This window comes from Azospirillum sp. FG154, from assembly GCF_057809575.1.
The window spans coordinates 116,905-136,663 of record NZ_JBMDKF010000017.1 but is presented as its reverse complement, the minus strand read 5'-3'; the positions used below and the strand labels follow the sequence as shown (position 1 = coordinate 136,663).

Here is a 19,759-nt window from a genome sequence, read left to right as displayed (position 1 = left end):
GTCCGGCGACATTCGGCGCTTGGCTACAAAAGCCCATGCGATTTCGAGGCTGCCGGGAGTGTCCGGAATTTCGTGCTCGGCGGGGCGGGTAATTATCAGGCTTCCATCGCCTTTGCGAACCGCTCGCCGAAGATGACGGCCATCTGCGCCCTTGCGGCCGTCCATTCCCGCGGTGGCATTTTCCAGTCTTTCTCGGCGCGGTTCAAGACGAGAAATAGGAGCTTCAGCGCGGCCTCGTCATTGGGGAAATGCCCCCTGGCACGCACCGCCCGGCGCAGCTTCGAATTCAAGGCCTCGATGGCGTTGGTGGTGTAGAGGATGCGCCGGACCTCGCGGGGGAAGGCGAAGAAGGGAATGACCTCCTGCCACGCCCGCCGCCACGCCTTGCCGATGGCCGCGTACTTTCCGCCCCAGGGCCCGTCTTCGAAGGCTGTCAGGGCTGCTTCGGCGGCTTTGTCGTCGATGGCGTCGTAGACCGTTTTCAGCGCCGTGGCGATCGCCTTGCGGTCCTTCCAGGATGCGAACTCCATGCTGTGGCGCAGCAGGTGGACGATGCAGGTCTGGACGATCGTCTCGGGATAGGCGGCGGCAATCGCCTCGGGAAAGCCCTTCAGCCCGTCGACCACGGCCAGAAGGATATCCTCCACGCCGCGGTTTTTCAGCTCGTTCAGGACGCGCAGCCAGAATTTGGCGCCTTCGTTCTGCTCGATCCACAGGCCCAGCACCTCCTTGGCGCCGTCGGCCCGCACGCCGATGGCAACATGGATGGCCTTGTTGCGCACCAGGCCTTCGTCCCGGATCTTGACCCGGATGGCATCCAGGAACACCAGCGGGTAAGTCGCCTCCAGAGGCCGGTTCTGCCAGGTCGTCACCTCCTCGATCACCGCGTCCGTCACCGTGGAGATCAGGTCGGCCGACACCTCGATGCCATAGAGCTCCCGCAGGTGTCCCGTGATCTCCCGCGTCGACATGCCCCGCGCGTACATCGAGATGATCTTCTCGTCAAAGCCGGGGAAACGCCGCTGGTACTTGGCGATCAGCGCCGGGTCGAACGTTCCCGTCCGGTCGCGCGGAATGGACAGGTCCATCGCCCCGCTCTCAGTCAGCACCGTCTTACGGCCGTAGCCGTTGCGACGGTTGCCGCTCTCGTCACCGGTAAGGTGATGATCCAGTTCCGCCTTCAGCGCCCGTTCCGTCAGCGCCTTCTTCAACTGGTCGAGCAAGCCGTTCGGATCGAACGCCGTCTTGGCGTCAGCACCGGCCAGCAGTTGGTCGAGGATCGCGTCCGGGATAACGGGCTCTTTGCGTCGTGCCATGCAGGGGCTCCTCCAATCTCAGGATAACCCCGCCGAGCACGAAATTCCGGATACTCCCGGCTGCCGCATAGCCCAAAGCAAAAGGCTCTCCACTTTTCCAGGGCAACTCCAGAATGGGGGCTTTCACCAAAAGCGGGGAGCGCCCATCTCATCAACGCCCCGTCCACAACATCAGCTCACACACCGCAGTCTCGCGTACATGAAATCGTGTATCCTGTGCGCGCGAACCGACCGATTTTTAGCCGTAGGCAACCTCTTTCCCTACGCCCTCAAACGGGACTTCCCTCCCGCGTGCTCATGTCGCATCCATTTCCGTGCAGCAGCGTGAGCCGCGACGAATCGGCGAGCCCGGAGGTGAATCCGGGTGATCGCCCCACTTAAAGGAACAACCAAGCGCTCGACCATTACTCATGATCGGCGGAACAACGTCGAAGCGCCGCCGGTAGCAGGAGGAAGTATGTCAGAGACCAAGTTTCTAACCCCCGAAGAGGTCAGTGATCGCTATCGTGGAGGTGTGTCCGTGGGGACGCTTCGCAATTGGCGAGCCATGAGAATTGGACCATCGTTCGTGAAGATCGGAAAGGCCGTTCTCTATCCGATCGAGGAGCTTGAAGCCTGGGACGAAAGGAATAGAGTGCACTGCCGTGCATCCAAGCGACTCAATGAACGTGTCGGGGATCAGACGTGACGATCACGATCAAGCATCCTGGACATACCCCACTCCCCGGCACCAGCTACTGACGAAATCGAAAAAATCACGCGATTTCAGAACATTATAAAATCATCTGGAGTGGTCCACAACCATCCATCGGGCGACCCCACCCCCAGCCGCGCCGACATCGAGATGACCAAGGAGATCGTGCGCGCCGCCAACGCCGTCGGCTTGACGGTGCACGATCACCTCATTATCGGCAAAGGCGGCAAACACACCAGCTTCAAGGCGCAGCGGTTGCTGTAGCGGTTCCATCGACCGTCAAAGGGGCGACCGTCAAAGGGCCGACCGTCAAAGGGGACACCCCCTCAATCGGCCACCTCCGCCGCTTCCGGAACCAGCGCCTGACTCTTCAGGAAGGTGACGAAATCGTCGTAGGGCATCGGACGACCCAACAGGTAGCCTTGAATCTGCTCGCAGCCCAGATTCGTCAGACAGGTGAACTGCTCCTCCGTCTCCACCCCTTCGGCCAGGGTTTGCATGCGCAGGGAGCGGGCCATGCCGATGATCGCCTCGGCGATGGCCCCGCTGTCAGGGTCGTCGCTTTTCAATTCGCAGACGAAGGAGCGGTCGATCTTCAGCTTGTCGACCCGAAAGCGCTTGAGGTAGCTGAGGCTGGAATAGCCGGTGCCGAAATCGTCGATGGCCAACGGCACCCCCATTTCGCGCAGTTGCGCGAAGGTTTCGGCGACCACGTCGGAATCGTCCATCAGAACGCTTTCCGTCACCTCCAGTTCCAACGCCTCCGGCGGCACGTTGTAGGCCGACAGCCAGCCCGCCACCCGATCCGCCAGACCAGGGCGGCGCACCTGCACCGCCGACAGGTTGACGGCGATCAGCAGATCCTGATGCTTCAACAACTCCGACGCCCGGCGGCACGCCTCGCCCAGCACCCAATCGCCCAAGGGCAGGATGAGGCCGGTGTCCTCGGCCACCGGGATGAACTGACCGGGCATAATCAGCGATCCGTCGGGCTGGCGCCAGCGCACCAGCGCCTCCGCCCCGACCAAACGGCGGCTGCCGACGGCGAATTGCGGCTGGAAGAACAGCTCCAGCTCGTTGTTGGCCAGCGCCCGGCGCAGGTTGTTTTCCGTCCACATGCGGTCGGACGCCCGGCGGTTCAGTTCCGGCGTGAAGAAATGATAGGTGGCGCGTCCGCCATCCTTGGCCGCGTACATCGCCATGTCGGCGTTTTTCAGCAGCGCGTCGATGGTGGCGCCGTCCTCAGGGTAGATGGCGACGCCGATGGACGGCGTGACCTGCAACTCATGCCCGTCGATCAAAAAGGGATCGGACAGGTTTTTCAGCACCTTGCGCGCCACGGTTCCCGCCGCGTCGGCGGTCTCCATGTCGCTGATGAGAATGATGAACTCGTCGCCGCCCTGGCGGCTGACCGTGTCGCTGGCCCGCACCGTCGCCAACAGGCGGGATCCGACCTCGCGCAGCAGCTTGTCGCCGATCTGGTGCCCCAGACTGTCGTTGATCGTCTTGAAACGGTCGAGATCGACAAACAGCAGCCCGACCTTGTTGCCGTGGCGCCCCGCCGTGAGCATCGCCCGATCCAGCCGGTCACGCAGAAGGAAGCGGTTGGGCAGGTCGGTCAGGAAATCATATTGGGCGAGATGCCGGATGCGCTCTTCCTGCGCGCGGGTCTCGGTGGTGTCGGTGAAGGCGGCGATGTAGTTGAGGACCACCCCCGCCTCGTTCACCACGGCCTTCAGACTGAGCCATTCCGGAAACACCTCGCCATTCTTGCGGGTGTTCCAGATTTCGCCGGCCCAATGACCGTTCTTGCGCAATTGCGCCCACAAATCCTCGAAGAATTGGGCGTCCTGACGATCCGACCGCAGAAATTTCGGATCTTGCCCCATCGCCTCTTCCCGGCTGTAGCCGGTGATGCGGGTGAAGGCGTCGTTGGCGGCGACGATCAGGTTCCGTTCGTTGGTGACGAACATGCCCTCGGCGGCGTTGTCGAACACCTTGGCCGACAGGCGCAACTCCCACTCGGCGCGTTTGCGTTCAGAAATGTCGCGGGCGATGGCGGAGTAGTAGGTCTCCCCCTCATAGGCGATGCGGCTGGCCGTGACCTCCAGTTCCAGAGCGCGGCCATCAGGGGTGTGGTAGATGGTTTCGTAATGGCTGGACGCGTCGTCCTGATCGTCGGCGAAGCGCTTGAGCAGGTCGGCCTGCCCCATCACCAGATCTTCCAGCGTCCCGCCCAGCGCCGTGCAGCCGAACGGGTTGATGTAGGCGATGCGCAATTTCGCGTCGGCCAGCACGACGATTTCCGAGACATGATCGACAAAGAAATTCGCCAGATAGAGCTGGCGGGCGCGTTCGCGCAGCATGGTGTCGCTGCGGCGCATGCTGCTCTGGTATTTGCGGACGATTCGCCGAATCCAGCCTGTGACCAGCCAGGACACGCCGACCGACGCCGCCAGCGCCACGCCCAGCACCACCACGGTGGTCCACACCCGTTGATCGACCCCTCGGCTGATTTCGGCCCGCCGGACCTCCATCTCCCGCGCCACGTCGTCGATGTAGAATCCGGCGATCACCGACCAGCCCCAGACGCTGGGCGCCGAAACATAAGCCATTTTCGGCGTTGGCCGCGCCGTCACCGGATGAACCCAATCGTACCGCACCTCCCCGCCGCCCTTGCGGGCGACCTCCAGGAACCGCAGGACCAGATCGCGTTCGACCTGCCAGGGCAAATCCCGCGCGTTCACCCCCTCCGACGTCGGCGAGGTCAGCGACAACAAAACCTTGCCGTCGTCGCGCAACACCCCGACATAGCCGCTCTCGCCAAAGCGGAAGGAGCGCAGACGGTCGAGCGATTCCTTTTGCAGCTTGGCTTCCACCGCCGCCAACGAATCGCTGGCGCCGATGATCCAGTCATACGGCTCAAACCGCCGGACATAGGCGATCTTGTCCACCATATGATCCGGGTCGTCGGGCATGCGCCAGCGATAGCGGGCGAATCCACGCGTGTGCGGATCGTGGGCGGCGCGCAGCAACTCCTGCATCACCTTGCTCCCCACCGCGTCGGACGCGGCGATGGGCGACCACCCTTCACGGGCCGGTTCGATCGGCATCAGAACCGTCATGCCGACCGGATCGTTGATGAAATAATACCCGCGCCCGTTGGAAAAACGCAGCGGACGCAGGGTTTCCTTGATCGATTCCTTCACCGCCGCTTCGGGCAGGATGCCCTTTTCCCGCTCATAAACGGATTGGGCGATGGCGTAGGCCTCGTCCACCTGCGCGCGCAACTGCTCTTTCAGCAGTGGTTCGGTGCGCGAACGCATGTAGGCCAGATAGGAGCGGGCGTTCTCGACCTCCTGCTCCAACGCCTGCCGCTGTTCCTGAAGCGCGCGCGCCTCCGACTGGCGCAGATCGGTTTCAAAGTCGGCCCAATGCTGCCAGACGAAATAGAAACCCAGCCCAAGGACAAGCACCGTCACCAGCGACAGCGACGCCAGAAACTGCAAGCGATAAAGTCGGGCCTCGTCGGAGGAGCGAGACGGCTCGCGCACCAACTCGGCGACAGGATCAGACAACGAACACCCCCCTGGCACGCGAAACGGCGCCTCGCCCACCCCGCGCGGCAATTCTTGCTGAATGCCCGCAAGACTGCAACCGCAAGCGCGTTGAAGCGATTGATGCGCGACTCTTTGGCAGAAGTCCTCGCAAAAGAGAGTCGCGCGCGTCACCCGACGCCACCAAACCTCACGACGACAACCTCTTCTTCAATCGCGCCGTCCATCACAACCTAGGCGAACATTTCTTTAAGGTTGATAAGGCTTTTCTGATTGCTGCTGTCACTGATCGAACGTTCAGAAACCCGCCCGCATCTTTGCGCCGCGCTTCAGACCTTCGCAAGGCTTTGCAACGGACGCCGTCGCGGCTATGGTCGCGCGCGCGTGGTGGAGCGATCCTCACGCGGCGCGCAAGCCCCCCTATGAACCGCTCAACAGCCGTCGTTCAGGACCGCATCCTTCGGAGAGTGCCGATGATCCCCCGTTACACCCGCCCCGACATGGCCCGCATCTGGGAGCCGGAAAACCGCTTCCGCATTTGGTTCGAGATCGAGGCGCACGCCTGCGACGCGCAGGCCGAACTGGGCGTCATCCCCAAGGAAGCCGCCGCCGCCGTGTGGGCGCGCGGCAAGTGGGAGATCGACCGCATCGACGAGATCGAGCGGGAGACCCGGCACGACGTCATCGCCTTCCTGACCAATCTGGCCGAACATGTCGGGCCGGAGGCGCGATTCGTCCACCAGGGCATGACCTCAAGCGACGTGCTGGACACCTGCCTGGCCGTGCAGATGACGCAGGCCGCCGACCTGCTGCTCGACGGCATGGACAAATTGCTCGACGCGCTGAAGCGCCGGGCCTACGAGCACAAGAACACCGTCACCATCGGCCGCAGCCACGGCATTCACGCCGAGCCGACGACCTTCGGCCTGAAGCTGGCCGGTCACTACGCCGCCTTCGCCCGTGGGCGCGAGCGTCTGGTCCAGGCCCGCAAGGACATCGCCACCTGCGCGATTTCCGGCGCGGTCGGCACCTTCGCCAACATCGACCCGCGCGTTGAGGAGCATGTCGCCGCCAAGCTTGGTCTGGCGGTGGAGCCGGTCTCGACCCAGGTCATCCCGCGCGACCGTCACGCCTTCTACTTCTCGGTTCTCGGCGTCATCGCGTCGAGCATCGAAAATCTGGCCACGGAAATCCGCCATCTGCAACGCACCGAAGTGCGCGAGGCGGAGGAGTATTTCCACCCCGGTCAGAAGGGGTCGTCGGCGATGCCGCACAAGCGCAACCCCGTCCTGTCGGAAAATCTGACGGGTCTGGCCCGCATCGTCCGCGCCGCCGTCACCCCGGCGCTGGAGAATGTGGCGCTGTGGCACGAGCGCGACATCTCCCACAGCTCGGTCGAGCGTATGTTCGGCCCCGACGCCACGGTGACGCTGGACTTCGCGCTCGCCCGCCTGACCGGCATGATCGACAAGCTGGTGGTCTATCCGGAGCGCATGCAGAAGAATCTGGACGACCTCGGCGGTCTGGTCTTCTCGCAGCGCGTGCTGCTGGCGCTGACCCAAGCGGGGATGAGCCGCGAGGACAGCTACAAGGCGGTGCAGCGCAACGCCATGCAGGTGTGGCAGCATGGCGGCAACTTCCTGGAGCTGCTGGCCGCCGACGCCGACGTCGCCAAGCACATCGCCCGCGACACGCTGGAGCCGATGTTCGACATGACCTATCACACCAAGCATGTCGACACGGTGTTCAAGCGCGTGTTCGGGGCGTAAGCCTCTGACGTTGCGTGCGCCCAGCGGTTCACCGCCGGGCGCGCGCAAAAGGTCTCACCCCTCGCCCAGCCCGCGCGCCAGCGCGGCCACGGTGCCGTAACCGACCTGATCGACGGGGTCGAGTTCGGCCATCTTCGCCAAAATCCCAAGCGCCTTGTCGCGGTTGTGACGGCGCAGTTCGATGAAGGCCAGCGCCTTCATCGTGAACAGGAAAAAGCGCGGCGCGCCCAACGCCGTCCAATCCGTGGTCGCCGCCGTCAATTGGCTCCAATCCGCCGTGAAGCCGCCTTCGCGCGCCGCCGCGTCCAGACCGATGCGGGCCACCCGCTCGGCGTCGGCCAGGCGCTTGCGGTTGAAATAGAATTTGTACAGCGCGTAATAGACCGGCAGCACGCGCGGGGCCGCCTTGTGCGCTTGCCACAAAATCGCCTCGCACTGGTCGGGAAGGTCGCGCGCCTGCACCGCCTCTTGCAGCAGCAGGTCGATGTGCTCCGGCACGTCGCCGAACGCCATGCGTCCGTTCGACATGCGCAGTTCGATCGGTTGGTCCATGCGTGTCCCTTCTGTTCTGTGATCTAACCATCCGACGCGCCGACGACGCCCCAGCATGAACCGGCGGCGGACGCGACGAAAGACCACATTATTTTTGCGCGTCAAAAGGTCGCGGCTGTCGCGAATCCGACACGCCCAAAACCCGACAAACCCGTGCGTGACGCCAACATTGTCGGACTTGCGCCAGCCTGACAATCGTTGAAATTCAATGATTTATCAGTTGGCCCGTCTCTTGCTTTACTCAAACCCAGATTGGCCGGCGTCCCCGGCGGCGCGTTTTGAGGAGGCGGGACATGGTGACTCTGACGGATGCGGCGGTGTCTTCCCTGGAACGGGTCTTGGCGAAATCGGGCGGCGGCGCCGCCGGTTTACGGATCGCGGTGACGGACGGCGGTTGCGCCGGAATGAAATACCAGATGGGGCTGGAAGCCGGGGCGGGCGACGACGACGCCGTGTTCCGCTTCGGCCCGGTGACGATCTTCGTCGATCCCAACAGCCAGCCCTTTCTGAGCGGCGTGGTCGTCGATTTCGTCGAGGGAATCGAGGGCGCCGGGTTCAAGTTCGACAACCCGAACGCGACCAGCAGTTGCGGCTGCGGCAAATCCTTTTCGGCGGGCGGGGCGGGCGGCTCCTGCTCCTCCAGCGGCCCGTCCTCGGGCTGCGGCTCGTCCTCCACGCACTGAACGCTCCTCACGGCGCGCACCCACGGAAAGGCAGCAGCGACATGTGGAACTACACCGACAAGGTCAAGGAACATTTCTTCAACCCGAAGAATTCCGGCGTGCTGGAAACCGCCAACGCGGTGGGCGAGGTCGGCTCGATCACCTGCGGCGACGCGCTGCGCCTGATGCTGAAGGTCGATCCCGACACACAGATCATCCAGGACGCGAAGTTCCAGACCTTCGGCTGCGGCTCGGCCATCGCCTCCTCCTCGGCGTTGACGGAGATGATTATCGGCAAGACGGTGGACGAGGCGCTGGTCCTGACCAACCGCGACATCGCCGAGTATCTGGGCGGCCTGCCCCCGGAAAAGATGCATTGCTCCGTCATGGGGGCCGAGGCGCTGCGCGCCGCCATCGCCAACTACAAGGGCGAGGAATGGGTGGACGACCATGAGGAAGGCGAGCTGATCTGCAAATGCTTTGGCGTCGACGCCGCGATGATCGAACGCGCGGTGACGGTCAACGGCCTGACCTCGCTGGAGGAAGTGACTCACTACACCAAGGCGGGCGGCTCCTGCCAGACCTGCCACGAGAAGATCGAAGAGGTTCTCGAAGCGGTCATGGCCAAGACCGGCGCGCTGAAGCCCGCGACCAAACATTCGCCCAAGGGTGTGGTCGGGCTGGACGCCATCCAGCCGCTGGCCGCCAAGGCCGAACCCGCCGCCGCGCCCAAGCTGACCAACGTCCAGCGCATGCAGGCGATCCTCAGCGCCATTGAAGAGATGCGCCCGCAGATCCAGCGCGACGGCGGCGACGTCGAACTGGTCGATATCGACGGCAAGGACATCTATGTCCGGCTGACCGGGGCCTGTTCGGGCTGTTCGCAGTCGGCGGGAACCATGATGGGCGTGCAGATGAAGCTGGTCGAAAAGCTCGGCGAGTTCGTCCGCGTCAAGCCCGCCTCTCTGATGCCAGCCGGAGCGTGACGCCATGACCATCCCCAACAGCGGAATCTACCTCGACAACAACGCGACGACCCGCGTCGATCCCGAGGTTCTGGCGGAAATGCTGCCGCTCTTCACCGAGCATTTCGGCAACCCGTCCTCCATGCACGGCTTCGGCGCGGCGGTGGGCGGCAAGATCGAATGGGCGCGCAAGCAGGTTCAGGCGCTGCTCGGCGCGGCGCATGACAGCGAGATCGTCTTCACCTCCGGCGGGACGGAAAGCGACAACACCGCCATTCTGTCGATCATCGAGGCCTATCCGAAAAAGCGCGAGATCGTCACCAGCGTGGTCGAACACCCCGCTGTGCTGGCGCTCTGCGACTATCTGGAAAAGAAGCGCGACTACAAAATCCACCGCATCGGCGTGGACGGCAAAGGCAATCTGGACATGGACGCCTACAAGGCGGCGCTGTCCGATCAGGTCGCCATCGTCTCCATCATGTGGGCGAACAACGAAACCGGCACGATCTTCCCGATTGAAGAGCTGGCGCAAATGGCCAAGGCGGTCGGCGCGGTGTTCCACACCGACGCGGTGCAGGCGGTCGGCAAGATCCCGATGAAGCTCGCCGACAGCGCCGTGGACATGCTGTCGCTGTCCGGCCACAAGCTGCACGCGCCCAAGGGAATCGGCGCGCTCTACGTCAAGCGCGGCCTGCGCTTTCGCCCGATGCTGCGCGGCGGCCATCAGGAACGCTCGCGCCGCGCCGGGACCGAGAACGCCCCGGCCATCGTGGGGTTGGGCGCCGCCGCCCATCTGGCCCTGACCCACATGGCGGAGGAAAACACGCGGGTGAAGGCGCAGCGCGACCGGCTGGAACAGGCGATTTTGGCCGCCGTCCCCGCCTGCTTCGTCACCGGCAACCCGGACAACCGCCTGCCCAACACCTGCAACGTCGCCTTTGAGTACATCGAGGGCGAGGCCATCCTGCTGCTGCTGAACGAAGAGGGCATCGCCGCGTCCTCGGGATCGGCCTGCACGTCCGGTTCGCTGGAGCCGAGCCATGTGATGCGGGCGATGGGGGTTCCCTACACCGCCGCGCACGGGGCGACCCGCTTCTCCCTGTCGCGCGACACCACCGACGCGGAGATCGACCACGTCATCAAGGTGGTTCCCGGCATCATCGCCAAGCTGCGCAGCCTGTCGCCCTATTGGGAACAGGGCGCGGCCAAGCCCAAGGAGTTCGCGCCGGTCTATTCGTGAACCTCCTTTTCTGAACGGTCATTTGCAAACACAGGGATCGCAGTCCGGGTCGGGGATCCGCCCCGACACCCCGCCCGACGACACCCCGTCGGGTCGGGTTCCCGGCCCGGTCTGCGACACGCAAAGCGCTTAGCCACGTTCCCTCAGCCCATCGCCCCCTCCCCATCCCTCCCCCGCTGACGCGGGAGAGGGGGCCGGAGCTTTGCAAAGGGCGGCGGCAGTTCCCTCTCCCGCGCAGCGGGGGAGGGTTAGGGAGGGGGCCATCCGCCCAACACAGGGAAGCTCCGTCATGCCCACCGTGACCATCAACGACACGACGCTGCGCGACGGCGAGCAGACCGCCGGGGTGGCTTTCACGCTGGATGAGAAGATCGCCATCGCCCGCGCGCTCGACGCCGCCGGGGTGCCCGAACAGGAAATCGGCATCCCCGCCATGGGCGAGGAGGAGCGCGAGGGCATCCGCGCCGTCGCCGGGCTGGGGCTGAAGGGCCGTTTGATGGTGTGGTGCCGCATGCACGACGCCGATCTGAAGGCGGCGCTGTCCTGCGGCGTCGGCTTCGTCAATCTGTCGATGCCGGTGTCCGACATCCACATCACCAAGAAGCTCAAACGCAGCCGCGCCTGGGCGTTGGGCGAGATCGAACGGATGGTCAAGACCGCCCGCGACCATGGGTTGGAGGTCAGTTTGGGCGGCGAGGATTCCTCGCGCGCCGACATGGATTTCCTGGTCGCCGCCGCCATTGTGGCCCAGCAGGCGGGCGCCCGCCGCTTCCGCTTCGCCGACACGCTGGGCGTGCTCGACCCCTTCCAGACGCGCGCCTGCGTCGAACGGCTGCGCCGGGCCACCGACCTGGAAATCGAAATCCACGCCCACGACGATCTGGGCCTCGCCAACGCCAACTCGCTGGCCGCCCTGCTGGGCGGGGCCACCCACGTCAACACCACGGTGAACGGGTTGGGCGAACGCGCCGGAAACGCGCCGTTGGAAGAGGTCGTGGTGTCGCTCAAGCATCTCTACGGCATCGACAGCGGCGTGGACACCCGCGCGCTGGGGGTGATTTCCGATCTGGTCGAGCGCGCGTCCAACCGCCCGGTCGCCGTCAACAAACCCATCGTCGGCGCGGCGGTCTTCACGCATGAGGCCGGGATTCATGTGGACGGCCTGCTGCGCGACCGCGCCACCTACCAGAATGTCGACCCCGCCGAGGTTGGCCGCGAGCACCGCATCGTGCTGGGCAAGCATTCCGGCACGGCGGCGGTGAAGATGGCCTTCGACCGGCTGGGCCTGCCCTGCGACGACGCCACGGCGCGCGCGGTCTTGCCCCAGGTGCGCGCGCTCGCCACCCGCGCCAAACGCGCGCCCACCCCGGACGAGCTGCGCGCCTTCCACGCCGCCGCCCGGCATTGAGCGGGCTTCGCACCGATGAGGGATCACGCATGGCCGCCATCGACGCCGATCTGGACAAGACGATGAGCGCCCCCGGCGTCATCGAACTGCTGCGCGAGGACGTCGCCTGCGTCTTCGACCGCGACCCGGCGGCGCGCAACCTGTTCGACGTGCTGACCTGCTATCCGGGAATCCACGCGCTGGCCACCCACCGGATCGCCAACGCGGCGTGGCGGCGCGGCCTGCGCTGGCCCGCCCGTTTCCTGTCCTATCTGGGCCGGGCCTTGACCAACATCGACATCCACCCCGGCGCGACCATCGGGCGACGCTTCTTCATCGACCATGGCGCTGGCGTGGTGATCGGCGAAACGGCGGAGATCGGCGACGACGTCACGCTTTACCACGGCGTCACGCTGGGCGGCACCTCCTGGACCAAGGGCAAGCGTCACCCGACGCTGAAAGACGGCGTGCTGGTCGGCGCGGGGGCCAAAATCCTCGGCCCGATCACCGTCGGCGTCAACGCGCGGGTCGGGGCCAATTCGGTCGTCACCAAAAACGTGCCGGGCGGCATGACCGTGGTCGGCATTCCCGGCCGCATCGTCCGCCCCGACGCCCAGGCCCATCTGAGCGCCCACGGGATTGATCTGGAGCATCACCTGATGCCCGACCCGGTCGGCAAGGCCATCGCCTGCCTGATCGACCACATCAACCGGATCGAAGCCCGGTTGGAAGCCCACACCGCCGCTGAGATGGCGCGCGCGCCGCTGTCCTCGCTGAACCTGTCGGAAATCCGGCTGGACGGCGCAGCCTGCGAATCCTGCGGCAATCTCTGCGATCAAGAGGGCTGCGCGCCCTCCCCCTCCACCCAACAGCACGCGTAAGGAGTTCCCCGGAGATGAGCGATTTCACCGACGATCTGGACGATCTGGAAACGGCGGAAGACTTCCTGCGCTTCTTTCAGGTCGGCTACGACCAGCGCGTGGTCAACGTGAACCGCCTGCACATCCTGCAACGTTTCCACGATTATCTCGGCGCCGACGGCGGCTTGGAAGGTCTGGACGATTCCGGCATGGCCGACCGTTACCGCGTCCATCTGGAGCGCGCGTACCAGGATTTCGTCGTCTCCACCGCCATCGCGGAAAAGACCTTCAAGGTCCACAAGGAGGAGGCGCGCAAGATGGCCGACCGCTTCGTGCCGTTGGACAGCCTGCTGGGATCGCCGGTTTAACAGCCACGCCCAGGGGCTACTGGATGCACACATCTTCGGTTTAGGCAACTCATTGGAAGAAAAAGAACTTTTCTCCGTCATTCCCGCGAAGGCGGGAATCCAGACTTACCCATAGGGTTCGTCTGGCAAACTCTGGATCCCCGCCTGCGCGGGGATGACGGAAAATCTTTTTCATTTCAATTGGTTGCAGCAAGAAAAAGATGTGTGAATGCCGTAGCCTCCAGGGGAGCGCGGGGCGGAAATCCAGCCGGTTCCCGCCCCTTTCCGTTTTACCCGCGCGGCGTCAGGCCGTGGGCGATGGTGTGGGCCAGGGTCGTGACCACCGCCAACACCCGATCGTTGTCGCGCCCGAACACCACCTGATCGAGAAAGCCCAGGCCAAAGCTCAGCGTCGCGATGCCCGCCGCCACATTGGCCAGATCGGCGTTGGCGGCGATGTCGCCCCGGTCGCGGAAAACCTCCAGCCGTTTCATCAGGCAGGGGATCCGGCTCTGCGACAGGGCGCGGCTCATTTCATCGGCGATCGCCGGATCGACCAGCGCGCGGGCCAACACCACGCGGGTGAAGTCGCGGCACTGCCAACTGTGCGCCAGTTGCGCCGTCAGAAAATGGGCCAGATCGGTTTCCAGATCGTCGGCGGGCGGCGGTAGGGCGCAGCCGCCGGTTTCCTGCCGCCAATAATGCTCGACCACCGCCAGCAGCAGGCCGCTTTTGCCGGAAAAATAGCGCTGGATGAGCTGTTCGTTGACGCCCGCCCGCCCGGCGATCTCGCGCGTCGTCGCGGCGTCGAATCCCCGCTCGGCGAACACCATCTTGGCGGCGTCGAGCAGGGCGCCCTTGGTCGCTTCGCGGTCGCGTTTGCGCCCGGCGCCCTCGCCGCCGCAACAGCCGTCCACCGGCGCTGAACCCTCATCCACAGAATGATCCTCCTCCGGGGGAGCCACCGCGCTCCCCACCCGTTGATAATAAGTATGTCGATGCATACTTGACAAGGGGTAGGGCTTCGATCAAGTATGTACTCACATACATACACCAGCCAGCCAGCGAGACGCCCCGATGAGCCAGTCCCCGCAGACCCAGACGCCCGACCTGTTCACGCCCCTGCAACTGGGCGCGATCCAGTTGCCCAACCGCATCATCATGGCGCCGCTGACCCGCAGCCGCGCTGGCGAGGGCAACGCGCCCACCGCCCTGAACGCCGAATATTACGCCCAGCGCGCCAGCGCCGGCCTCATCATCACCGAAGCGACCCAGGTCTGCGACACCGCCCAGGGCTATCCCAACACGCCGGGCATGCACACCGACGCGCAGACATTGGGTTGGCGCGCCGTGGCCGAAGCGGTGCACGCCGCCGGTGGCCGCATCGTCACCCAGCTTTGGCACACCGGACGCATCTCGCACCCGCTGTTCCAACCCAACGGCGCCCTGCCGCTGGCCCCGTCGGCCATCGCCGCGCAAGGGCAGCTCTACACCGGCCAGGGGATGGAGCCGTTCCCGACGCCCCGCGCGCTGGAAACCGCCGAGATCCCCGCGTTGGTCCGCCATTTCGCCGACGCCGCCAAGCGCGCGGTGTTCGACGCCGGTTTGGACGGGGTGGAGATTCACGGGGCCAACGGCTATCTGATCGACCAGTTCCTGCGCGACCGCACCAACCACCGCGCCGACCAGTATGGCGGCAGCGTTGAAAACCGCGCCCGTTTCCTGCTGGAGATTCTGGAGGCGGCCACCCACGCCATCGGCGCCGACCGCGTCGGGCTGCGGCTGTCGCCGACCGGCGCCTTCAACGACATGGGCGACAGCGATCCGCTGGGCCATTTCACCGCCATCGCCAAGACGCTGAACAGCTTCAATCTGGCCTATCTGCATGTGATCGAAGGGCTGCCCGGCCACCCGATGGCCCCGGCGGACGGCGTGCCGCACGTCGCCGCCGCTCTGCGCGCGGTCTACAAGGGCGCCATCATTCTGAACGGCGGCTACAGCCACGCCGCCGCCGACGCGGCGCTGGCCAAGGGCGAGGCCGACGCCATCAGCTTTGGCGAACAGTTCCTGGCCAACCCGGATCTGCCGACGCGCTTCGCCCGCAAGGCCGCGCTGAACGAGCCGGACCGCGCCAGCTATTACGGCGGCGGGGCCAAGGGTTACACCGACTATCCGGCGCTGGAAAGCGTCGCCGCGTAAAGAGCGCGCGACCAGGGTTGTCTTTCTGAGCGGTTGCCCCAGCAGGGAATCGGCCCCCTGATTCCCCGCAACTGAAGGCCGGACGCCGCCCCACGCGTCCGGCCTTTTTTCTTTCCAACGCCAAAACGCGCCTCGTCAGAGACGCGCCTTTCGATCAGAGATTCGCCATGGTGCGGCGGATCGCTTCGCGGAACGCGTCCAGCGACGCGATGTCGAGCAGGAACAGCGCGTGACCACGGGCGTCGCCCGCCGCCAGCGCCATGTCGATGCGCACGAACAACACCGGATCCTCGGCGGAGCCGATGACCTCTTCGGCCTTCCCAGCGCCATAGCCTGGAACAGTCCCGGCGATCTCGCCGCCGATCAGGTTCGACAGGCTGGCCAGACAGCCGTTCAGGATGATGTTGCCGATCTCGGTCAGCGCGTCCTGCTCCATCTCCCCCGGCCCATCAGCCGCCGGGTCGATGGGCACCAGCCGACCGACCAGGGCCAGCGTGCCTTCCTCCGGGAAAATCAGCATGGCTTCGCCGGTGAAGGGGCCGACGAATTCACCGCGCACCGCGCAGACCGGCGGCTTCATGTCCGGGGCCAGATCGCGGGTGATGCGGGCGCGGGTCGACACCGCAAAGGACGGCACCGAAAGCTGAACCTCTTCCCCCAACATGGAACTCAGCGCCGCCGCCGGTTCCCCCATGCCGATGTTGAAGAGTTCGGCGATCGCGTCGGCCTCGTCGCTGTCCAAAAGGAACGGGTCGTCGGCGGCCATCGGCGTCACTGCCCGCCAGCGGCGAGAAACTCGCGAATCTTGTCCGAGGTGATCGGCTTGGCGATGAAACGCACGCCCAGCGCCTCCGCCTTCATCTTCAAGGTGTCTTGAACATTGGCGGTCAGAAGGCCGATGTGCAGCCCCAGAAAGCGTTCTTTCAGCCGTTCGCACAGCGTCAGACCGTCCATGCCGGGCATGTTGTAATCGACGATGGCGGCCACCGGGACCGTCTCGCCAATGACCTCCAGCGCCTCGTCACCGCTGGCGGCGGCGACGATGGTCCAGTCCGGCCGCAACGACGTGATGACGCTGGCGACCATGTTGCGCGCCAGCCGACTGTCGTCGACGATAAGGATCGTGGTCATGCCGAAAAATCCGCCCTTAATGATCTGTTGACACAATCCTGTGTTCTTAACGCAAATTTTATGGGCTCACAAGAAAAGGCGCGGGTTTGGGCAATGGTTGGTGACGAAAAATTAACGGAGACTGACCTTTCGGTCAGAAATCCCTCCCGCCCGACGGAAACCAAACGGGTGCGCGCCGTCCTGGACACCAACATTCTGGTGGCCTACGCCCTGCTGAACGGATCGACCGCGCGCCGTCATGACGCGCTGCGCCGCTGTGTCGAGCGGGTGCGCGCCGACCGTGGCCTGCTGGGCAGCGCCGCGACGCTGGCTGAGTTGCAAGCCGTCCTGACGCGCCCAAATTTCGAGCGCTACCAGCCGATGACGGATCGGCGGCGCTTTTTCGAGGCCATCGCCAGCGAAATCACTCTGGTGGCGCCCGCTCCCAACATCCGACTCTGCCGCGATCCCGAAGACGACATGTTCCTCGCCGTCGCCCTGGCCAGCGACGCCGATTGGCTGGTCACGGTGGACCGACAGCTCTTGTCCGTGCGCCGTGTTGGTCGAACGCCCATTCTGCGCCCCGAACGCGCCGTCGAGCGGATGGGGTGACGCGGCGCCCGCGTCAAAAAATCACGCTGCGGGCGTCGATTTCACTCGACAGCCAGGGGGGTGTTCATAGAATAAAAAGGGAACACTTCGCAAACTGCGGGTGAACGGATGACCGCCCAGCCCCTGCTTTTCACCGATCTGCCGATGACCGACCGGGTGCGCAAAAACCCCCGGCGCAGCCGCGTCACCAGCATCGCCGCCCCCGTCGCGGTCGATCTGGTGCGGGAGCCTGCGCGCCTTCCCCCGCCAGCGAACCGCCCGGCTTTTCCACCCGCCCCCGTCACCGCCAGTTTCGACCTCGCCCCGCCGGGACCGCCGCCGCCCTTCGACCCGGCGGCTCTGTCCAACCCGGAACTGCGCGCCCTGGTCCAAGCTCTGCCCGACCAAAAGCTGAGTCATCTGCTGATTGAGGCCGCGCGCGAACTGAAGCGCCGCGCCTTGCCCGACCGCGACCCCGCCGATTCCGATGATCCGGACGCGACCGTCGTGGAACCGAACCCGGTGCTGCTGCGCGCCGCCCGTCAGGTGGTGGGCGAATTGTCGGGCGACGATTCCTGAACCACGGCGTCAGCCCCGCCTTATGAAAGAAAGTTTACGGGACAAGCTGTCCGCTCCTATGCCATGATGCGCAATCTTCCGTTTTCTATGCTCTGCACCGCACAATAATGCGCGCAAGGGGCCTTGAGGACGGCAACAGAGTCTTGCGCGTCGTCTCCCGGAGGGGGCTTTGGACTGGATCAATTGGTTGCAGGAATGGGGGAACGCTTTCTACCCATTGGCGTTCTTCTGGGCGTTTTTTGAGGGTGAGACGTTTGTTATCTTCGGCGGCATGGGCGCGCAGATTGGCATCATCAACCTGTATTGGTTGATCGGCGCCGTGTGGATCGGCAGTTTTCTGGGCGATCAAGTCTGGTTCTGGTTGGGGCGCCGCTGGGGCGGCAAGGCGCTGGCCCGTTTCCCATCGGCCGAGACCCACGCCAACCGCGCCCTGCGCTGGGTGGAACTCTACGGCGTCGCCTTCATCCTGATGTTTCGTTTCCTCTATGGCGTCCGCAACATCGCTTCGGTCGCCATCGGCACGTCGCAGATGCGCTGGAGCAAGTTCCTGTTCTGGAACTTCTGGGCCGCTGGGATCTGGGCCTGCTCGTTTGCTGGCGCCGGTTACATGTTTGGCGAAGCCGCCGCGACCATCGGCGAGAACGGCCCGAAAATCCTGCTGTTGAGCGCCGCCGCCATCGGTGGTCTGTGGATCGCCTTCAAAAGCATCCGCTGGGTGGTCCGCCGCCGCGCCACCTCGTAACAGCCGTCCACCGCGCCGGGTTGTTTACGCCCGGCGCGCGATCCACACCGCCGTCAGATCATCGCGCAACGGCTGACGGGTGCGCGCGTAGAAACGTTCCATCATCGGCTCCAGCGGGTGCGTCCGGTTGACGTCCAGCGCCGCGCGGACGAAATCGGGCACGGCGGTCTGACCGATGGGGCCATGCTCGTCGCCCCAGCATTCAATCAGCGCGTCGCTGTAGAGGAACAGGAACCCCCCGCGCGGCAGGCGGAACGTTTGATCGACATACTGCGCCCGGCGCGAGGCCCCCAGCACCAACCCCGCTGAATCGAGCAGGCGGATGTCGCCCCCCACCCCCAGAACCGGGTTGGGCGACCCCGCCGCTGAAAAGGTCAACGTGTCGGTGGTCAGGTCCAAAACGCCGAAAAAGGCGGTGGCGAACTGCCCGGTCGGCAGCACGTCCTTAAGCGCCCCGTTCAACTGCATCAGCCACTGCGACGGGGCGGAATCCCGCATCGGGAAACGATCAATCAGCGTGTGCAGCCGAAAGGTGTTGATCGCCGCCGTGATGCCATGACCGGCGAAATCAATGATGAGAAAGCCGACGCGCCGGTCGTCCAGCGGGTAGACCCCCCAGAAATCGCCGCCCAACTCCGACGACGTTTCAAAATGCGCGTCGAGCGTCAGGCCATAGCGTTCGGCCACCGCCGTCAGACGGCGCTTTTCCGGCAGCAGCGAATGCTGCATCTCCCGCGCGTGCGCCAGCTCGCGCTGGACCCGCGCGCGGAACGCGGCCAAATCGTTGAACAGCTTGCGTTTTTCCAACTGGTGGCGGACCCGCGCCACGCATTCGCCGGGCTTGATCGGCTTGGAAATGAAATCGCTGCCCCCCGCCTCGAAACAACGGACCTGCTCCTGATCGCTGTCGAAGGCGGTTTGGAACAGCACGGGCAATTCCTCGTGCGTGGCGTTGCGGCGCAGCGCCTCGCACATCTCCAACCCGTTCATCACCGGCATGTCGACGTCGAGCAGCACAAGATCGGGCCGAAAACTGTCCACCGCCTTCAGCCCCTCCGCCCCATTTTCGGCGAAGGCGATCTGCGTGATTCCGGCCCGCCGGATCACCAAAGCCAGGGATTTTCGGTTGAACTCGTTGTCGTCAACGATGAGAACGCGGCAGTCGGAAAGCGAAATGGCCATACAACAG

18 protein-coding genes and 1 pseudogene are annotated in these 19,759 nt (G+C 64.8%); 12 read left to right on the top strand and 7 right to left on the bottom strand.

Annotated features, from left to right (window positions below):
• Positions 1–95 precede the first annotated feature (95 nt).
• Complete coding sequence (locus ACODS4_RS19255; protein ID WP_488866480.1) at positions 96–1,316, bottom strand: IS256 family transposase; 1,221 nt, start codon at positions 1,314–1,316, stop codon at positions 96–98.
• A 790-nt stretch (positions 1,317–2,106) separates the two neighbouring features.
• Between ACODS4_RS19255 and ACODS4_RS19250 the strand changes: the two are divergent.
• A pseudogene (locus ACODS4_RS19250) lies at positions 2,107–2,274 on the top strand (JAB domain-containing protein); the annotation flags it as partial.
• A gap of 62 nt (positions 2,275–2,336) precedes the next feature.
• On the opposite strand, the gene ACODS4_RS19245 reads toward ACODS4_RS19250, so the two are convergent.
• Complete coding sequence (locus ACODS4_RS19245; protein ID WP_488866479.1) at positions 2,337–5,588, bottom strand: bifunctional diguanylate cyclase/phosphodiesterase; 3,252 nt, start codon at positions 5,586–5,588, stop codon at positions 2,337–2,339.
• 452 nt (positions 5,589–6,040) lie between these two features.
• On the opposite strand from ACODS4_RS19245, the gene purB reads away from it, so the two are divergent.
• Positions 6,041–7,336 carry an adenylosuccinate lyase gene (gene purB, locus ACODS4_RS19240; protein WP_488866478.1) on the top strand — a complete coding sequence of 432 codons (1,296 nt, stop codon included), beginning with the start codon at positions 6,041–6,043 and terminating at the stop codon, positions 7,334–7,336.
• Between the two features lie 54 nt (positions 7,337–7,390).
• Here the strand turns inward: purB and ACODS4_RS19235 are convergent, their stop codons facing one another.
• A complete protein-coding gene (locus ACODS4_RS19235; RefSeq protein WP_488866477.1) occupies positions 7,391–7,888 on the bottom strand; it encodes a hypothetical protein in 498 nt (165 codons plus the stop codon).
• Positions 7,889–8,181: 293 nt separating this feature from the next.
• Between ACODS4_RS19235 and ACODS4_RS19230 the strand changes: the two genes are divergently transcribed.
• From ACODS4_RS19230 to nifW, 6 genes are all read left to right on the top strand, one after another.
• Complete coding sequence (locus ACODS4_RS19230) at positions 8,182–8,571, top strand: HesB/IscA family protein (protein WP_488866476.1); 390 nt, start codon at positions 8,182–8,184, stop codon at positions 8,569–8,571.
• 41 nt (positions 8,572–8,612) lie between these two features.
• Positions 8,613–9,536 (top strand): Fe-S cluster assembly protein NifU, encoded by a 924-nt coding sequence (gene nifU / locus ACODS4_RS19225; protein ID WP_488866475.1) that lies wholly within the window; start codon positions 8,613–8,615, stop codon positions 9,534–9,536.
• Positions 9,537–9,540: 4 nt separating this feature from the next.
• Complete coding sequence (gene nifS, locus ACODS4_RS19220; RefSeq protein ID WP_488866474.1) at positions 9,541–10,755, top strand: cysteine desulfurase NifS; 1,215 nt, start codon at positions 9,541–9,543, stop codon at positions 10,753–10,755.
• Between the two features lie 289 nt (positions 10,756–11,044).
• A complete protein-coding gene (nifV, locus tag ACODS4_RS19215) occupies positions 11,045–12,163 on the top strand; it encodes a homocitrate synthase (RefSeq protein WP_488866473.1) in 1,119 nt (372 codons plus the stop codon).
• 29 nt (positions 12,164–12,192) lie between these two features.
• A complete protein-coding gene (gene cysE, locus ACODS4_RS19210; RefSeq protein ID WP_488866472.1) occupies positions 12,193–13,023 on the top strand; it encodes a serine O-acetyltransferase in 831 nt (276 codons plus the stop codon).
• A gap of 14 nt (positions 13,024–13,037) precedes the next feature.
• The gene (nifW, locus tag ACODS4_RS19205; RefSeq protein ID WP_488866471.1) at positions 13,038–13,370 is read left to right on the top strand and encodes a nitrogenase-stabilizing/protective protein NifW; all 333 of its coding nucleotides are present in this window, start codon (positions 13,038–13,040) and stop codon (positions 13,368–13,370) included.
• 269 nt (positions 13,371–13,639) lie between these two features.
• Here the strand turns inward: nifW and ACODS4_RS19200 are convergent, their stop codons facing one another.
• On the bottom strand, positions 13,640–14,287 hold the full coding sequence (locus ACODS4_RS19200; protein WP_488866470.1) for a TetR/AcrR family transcriptional regulator: 648 nt from the start codon (positions 14,285–14,287) through the stop codon (positions 13,640–13,642).
• A gap of 139 nt (positions 14,288–14,426) precedes the next feature.
• Here ACODS4_RS19200 and ACODS4_RS19195 point away from each other — a divergent pair, with 139 nt between their 5' ends.
• A complete protein-coding gene (locus ACODS4_RS19195; protein ID WP_488866469.1) occupies positions 14,427–15,548 on the top strand; it encodes an alkene reductase in 1,122 nt (373 codons plus the stop codon).
• A gap of 154 nt (positions 15,549–15,702) precedes the next feature.
• Here ACODS4_RS19195 and ACODS4_RS19190 read toward each other — a convergent pair whose 3' ends face one another.
• Together ACODS4_RS19190 and ACODS4_RS19185 are read right to left on the bottom strand one after the other, a co-directional pair.
• Positions 15,703–16,314 (bottom strand): chemotaxis protein, encoded by a 612-nt coding sequence (locus ACODS4_RS19190; RefSeq protein ID WP_488866468.1) that lies wholly within the window; start codon positions 16,312–16,314, stop codon positions 15,703–15,705.
• Positions 16,315–16,319: 5 nt separating this feature from the next.
• Positions 16,320–16,679 carry a response regulator transcription factor gene (locus ACODS4_RS19185; RefSeq protein ID WP_488866467.1) on the bottom strand — a complete coding sequence of 120 codons (360 nt, stop codon included), beginning with the start codon at positions 16,677–16,679 and terminating at the stop codon, positions 16,320–16,322.
• Between the two features lie 168 nt (positions 16,680–16,847).
• Here ACODS4_RS19185 and ACODS4_RS19180 point away from each other — a divergent pair, with 168 nt between their 5' ends.
• From ACODS4_RS19180 to ACODS4_RS19170, 3 genes are all read left to right on the top strand, one after another.
• Positions 16,848–17,270: a putative toxin-antitoxin system toxin component, PIN family gene (locus ACODS4_RS19180; RefSeq protein ID WP_488866466.1), complete on the top strand. Its 423-nt coding sequence runs from the start codon at positions 16,848–16,850 to the stop codon at positions 17,268–17,270.
• A 108-nt stretch (positions 17,271–17,378) separates the two neighbouring features.
• Positions 17,379–17,828: a hypothetical protein gene (locus ACODS4_RS19175; protein WP_488866465.1), complete on the top strand. Its 450-nt coding sequence runs from the start codon at positions 17,379–17,381 to the stop codon at positions 17,826–17,828.
• Positions 17,829–17,997: 169 nt separating this feature from the next.
• Positions 17,998–18,570 (top strand): DedA family protein, encoded by a 573-nt coding sequence (locus tag ACODS4_RS19170; protein ID WP_488866464.1) that lies wholly within the window; start codon positions 17,998–18,000, stop codon positions 18,568–18,570.
• Positions 18,571–18,594: 24 nt separating this feature from the next.
• Here ACODS4_RS19170 and ACODS4_RS19165 read toward each other — a convergent pair whose 3' ends face one another.
• Positions 18,595–19,752 (bottom strand): PP2C family protein-serine/threonine phosphatase, encoded by a 1,158-nt coding sequence (locus tag ACODS4_RS19165; protein WP_488866463.1) that lies wholly within the window; start codon positions 19,750–19,752, stop codon positions 18,595–18,597.
• Positions 19,753–19,759: the final 7 nt, after the last annotated feature.

What these genes read in the sequence shown, in the direction of transcription:
- purB (WP_488866478.1), top strand. Translation starts at nt 6,041, where the DNA reads ATGATCCCCCGTTACACCCGCCCCGACATGGCCCGCATCTGGGAGCCG.
- nifS (WP_488866474.1), top strand. Translation starts at nt 9,541, where the DNA reads ATGACCATCCCCAACAGCGGAATCTACCTCGACAACAACGCGACGACC.
- ACODS4_RS19230 (WP_488866476.1), top strand. Translation starts at nt 8,182, where the DNA reads ATGGTGACTCTGACGGATGCGGCGGTGTCTTCCCTGGAACGGGTCTTG.
- ACODS4_RS19165 (WP_488866463.1), bottom strand. Translation starts at nt 19,752, where the DNA reads ATGGCCATTTCGCTTTCCGACTGCCGCGTTCTCATCGTTGACGACAAC.
- ACODS4_RS19190 (WP_488866468.1), bottom strand. Translation starts at nt 16,314, where the DNA reads ATGGCCGCCGACGACCCGTTCCTTTTGGACAGCGACGAGGCCGACGCG.
- cysE (WP_488866472.1), top strand. Translation starts at nt 12,193, where the DNA reads ATGGCCGCCATCGACGCCGATCTGGACAAGACGATGAGCGCCCCCGGC.
- ACODS4_RS19185 (WP_488866467.1), bottom strand. Translation starts at nt 16,679, where the DNA reads ATGACCACGATCCTTATCGTCGACGACAGTCGGCTGGCGCGCAACATG.
- ACODS4_RS19175 (WP_488866465.1), top strand. Translation starts at nt 17,379, where the DNA reads ATGACCGCCCAGCCCCTGCTTTTCACCGATCTGCCGATGACCGACCGG.
- ACODS4_RS19235 (WP_488866477.1), bottom strand. Translation starts at nt 7,888, where the DNA reads ATGGACCAACCGATCGAACTGCGCATGTCGAACGGACGCATGGCGTTC.
- nifU (WP_488866475.1), top strand. Translation starts at nt 8,613, where the DNA reads ATGTGGAACTACACCGACAAGGTCAAGGAACATTTCTTCAACCCGAAG.
- nifW (WP_488866471.1), top strand. Translation starts at nt 13,038, where the DNA reads ATGAGCGATTTCACCGACGATCTGGACGATCTGGAAACGGCGGAAGAC.
- nifV (WP_488866473.1), top strand. Translation starts at nt 11,045, where the DNA reads ATGCCCACCGTGACCATCAACGACACGACGCTGCGCGACGGCGAGCAG.
- ACODS4_RS19195 (WP_488866469.1), top strand. Translation starts at nt 14,427, where the DNA reads ATGAGCCAGTCCCCGCAGACCCAGACGCCCGACCTGTTCACGCCCCTG.
- ACODS4_RS19255 (WP_488866480.1), bottom strand. Translation starts at nt 1,316, where the DNA reads ATGGCACGACGCAAAGAGCCCGTTATCCCGGACGCGATCCTCGACCAA.